Here is a 2,551-nt window from a genome sequence, read left to right as displayed (position 1 = left end):
AAGCCGCGGCCGAAGAAGCCCCGGCCGCGCTGCCGCTCGTCGGCCACGGTGGTGCGCCAAGCCTGGGTTTGCTGCATCACGCCGGGGTTGGCGTAGTAGCCGGGGTTGGGCGTCATGTACCGGCCGGCCATGTAACCGATGCCGCTCCACATCAGCACGTTCATCATGCTGCTGTTCTGCACGTGGTTTTCGGGGTTCTGGCGGCTGTAGTCCTGCATCTGGCGCTGCAGGGCCTGGCCTTGCAGGGTGTCGGTTTTGCCGTCGGCGTGGTGCAGGATGGCGGCCACTTCCTCTTTACCGGCCGGGCGTTCGGCCGTTATTTTCCACTCGCCGGGCTTCACTTCGGTCATTTCCGTGATGACGCCCTGGCTGTAGGTTTCGCCGCCCCAGCCAGCATCGGCCCCGTTTTCGGCGGTGGCGTCGTCGCGGTTGTCGTTGCCTGAGCAGGCGGGCAGCGTGAGGCCCAGGCTGCCCGCCGCGGCCAGCAGCAACACGTTGCGGCGCCAGTCGCCGAGGGGGTGGAAATGCTTTTTCATTGCTTGATGGAAAGGATTGGGAGTTGCGTAGTGCTTAAAACCACTGCGCCACCAGCTGCATCAGCTGCTCCAAGGCGGCTTGGTCGGCGTGGTCGAAGTCGTTCAGCTGGTCGCTGTCGACATCTAGCACGGCCACGACCTGGCCGTTTTTGAGGATGGGCACCACGATTTCGGATTTGGAATCGGAGCTGCAGGCGATGTGACCGGGGAAGGCTTCCACGTCGGGCACCAGCACGGTTGCGGCCCGGGCCCAGCTGGCCCCGCACACGCCCTTGCCGTGGCGGATGCGCGTGCAGGCAATCGGGCCCTGAAACGGCCCGAGCACTAATTCATCGCCTTTCACCAAGTAAAAACCGACCCAGAAAAAGCCGAAGGCCTGGCGCAGCGCGGCGGCCGTGTTGGCGAGGTTGGCCGTGAGGTCGGGCTCGCCGGTGGTGAGGGCTTCGATTTGGGGCAGGAGCTGGCGGTACTGCTCGGCTTTGGTGAGCGTGGTGTCGAGGATGAGGGATTCGGCCATGATTGTAGCGCGGACTTTTAGTCCGCGAAATGCAGTAGAGATAAATGGTTATTCGCAATGGGGCGCCCAGCATTACAGCTGTAAGGCGAGTTTTGCCGGGTAAGCGCTACTTGTCGTTCACGTACCACAACAGCTCGTCGGGGCCCACGGTTGAAACCGAGCGCAGGCCCGTGTGGCCCAGGCGCGGGGATGCAATGCCCTTGCCCAGCCGCATGGGCGAGCGGAATACGCGGATTTCATCCCACAAACCAGCCGAAATCAGGGCATTTAGCACCGTGGGGCCGCCTTCAACCAGCACCGACTGGATATTTTGCTGGTGCAGGTCGGCCAGCACCTGGGGCAGCAGGTCATCGGCTTCGGAGAGCGTTACCAGGTCGAGGTTGGGGGTGTGATGGGGCTGCCGGTAGGTGTAAAGGCGGGTGGGCTGCGAGCCGTCGAGCAAGTGGTGGGTGGGCGGCAGGCTCAGGTTTTTGTCGATAACGAGGCGGGTGGGCTGGGGGCCGGGCCAGTTGCGTACGTTCAGGTGGGGGTTGTCGTGCAGGGCCGTGCGCGTGCCCACCAGAATGCCGGCCTCCTCAGCGCGCCATTGGTGTGTCATCAGCCCCGCCTGCGGCCCGCTGATTTGCACCGGCTGGAAATAGCGCCCGGCCAGAAAACCATCGGCCGTTTCAGCCCATTTCAGCACCAGGTAGGGCCGCTTTTTCTCGTGGAAGGTGAAGAAGCGCCGGTTCAGCCAGCGGCCCTCTTCGGCCAGCAGGCCGGTTTCGACGCGCACACCGGCGGTGCGCAGCTTCTCGATGCCGCGGCCCGCCACGAGGGCAAATGGGTCGGTGTTGCATACCACGACTTCGGGCACGCCCTTGGCGATGAGCAGGTCGGCGCAGGGCGGCGTTTTGCCGTGGTGGGCACAGGGCTCCAGCGTGACGTACACACGGCTTTCGCGCAGCAGGTCCTGATTTTCAACGGCGGCCAGGGCATTTACTTCGGCGTGCGGGCCGCCGTACTGCCGGTGCCAGCCCTCGCCGATGATGCGGCCCTGGTGCGTGACTACGCAGCCTACGAGGGGGTTGGGCCGGGCATAGCCGGTGCCAAGCTGCGCCAGGTCGAGGGCGCGGCGCATGAATAGCGCGTCGTCGGGTGTCACGTCGTCGGGTTTCATGCAGCGAAGGTAGGGGCGGCATGGCAGCTACGCCCCGGCCTACCTTTGCGGTCGATGATACTCCGCGACGCCACCGCTGCCCTCACGAAGGCCCTCACCGCTCTTTATCCCGCGCCCGAGGCCGAAGCCATTGCCACCGTGGTGTTTCAGCACCTGCTGCAGCTCGACGGCCTACCTTTCCTGATGGCGGCCCGCGAGCCCGTGGCGGCCGAAGTGCTGGCGCAGCTGCCGGCCATCCAGACGCGGCTGCTGGCCCACGAGCCCGTGCAGTACGTGCTGGGCACGGCCTACTTCGCAGGCATGGAGCTGGCCGTGACGCCCGCCACCCTCATCCCGCGC

At 65.3% G+C, this 2,551-nt stretch carries 3 protein-coding genes and 1 pseudogene; 1 reads left to right on the top strand and 3 read right to left on the bottom strand.

From position 1 onward, the window contains the following. The 3 genes from ACYVDE_RS19985 to ribD form a co-directional block, all read right to left on the bottom strand. Nucleotides 1-536, bottom strand: a 536-nt coding sequence (locus tag ACYVDE_RS19985) for a hypothetical protein (RefSeq protein ID WP_460503296.1), incomplete at its 3' end; no start/stop codon positions are given. A gap of 34 nt (nt 537-570) precedes the next feature. Next, nucleotides 571-1,053 (bottom strand): GAF domain-containing protein, encoded by a 483-nt coding sequence (locus tag ACYVDE_RS19980; protein ID WP_460503295.1) that lies wholly within the window; start codon nt 1,051-1,053, stop codon nt 571-573. Nucleotides 1,054-1,159: 106 nt separating this feature from the next. Continuing rightward, complete coding sequence (ribD, locus tag ACYVDE_RS19975; RefSeq protein ID WP_460503294.1) at nt 1,160-2,212, bottom strand: bifunctional diaminohydroxyphosphoribosylaminopyrimidine deaminase/5-amino-6-(5-phosphoribosylamino)uracil reductase RibD; 1,053 nt, start codon at nt 2,210-2,212, stop codon at nt 1,160-1,162. A gap of 54 nt (nt 2,213-2,266) precedes the next feature. On the opposite strand from ribD, the pseudogene ACYVDE_RS19970 reads away from it, so the two are divergent. Further along, nucleotides 2,267-2,551, top strand: a pseudogene (locus ACYVDE_RS19970) (hypothetical protein); the annotation flags it as partial.

Source organism: Hymenobacter agri (assembly GCF_054778495.1).
This window is presented reverse-complemented; position numbering and strand designations above follow the sequence as displayed.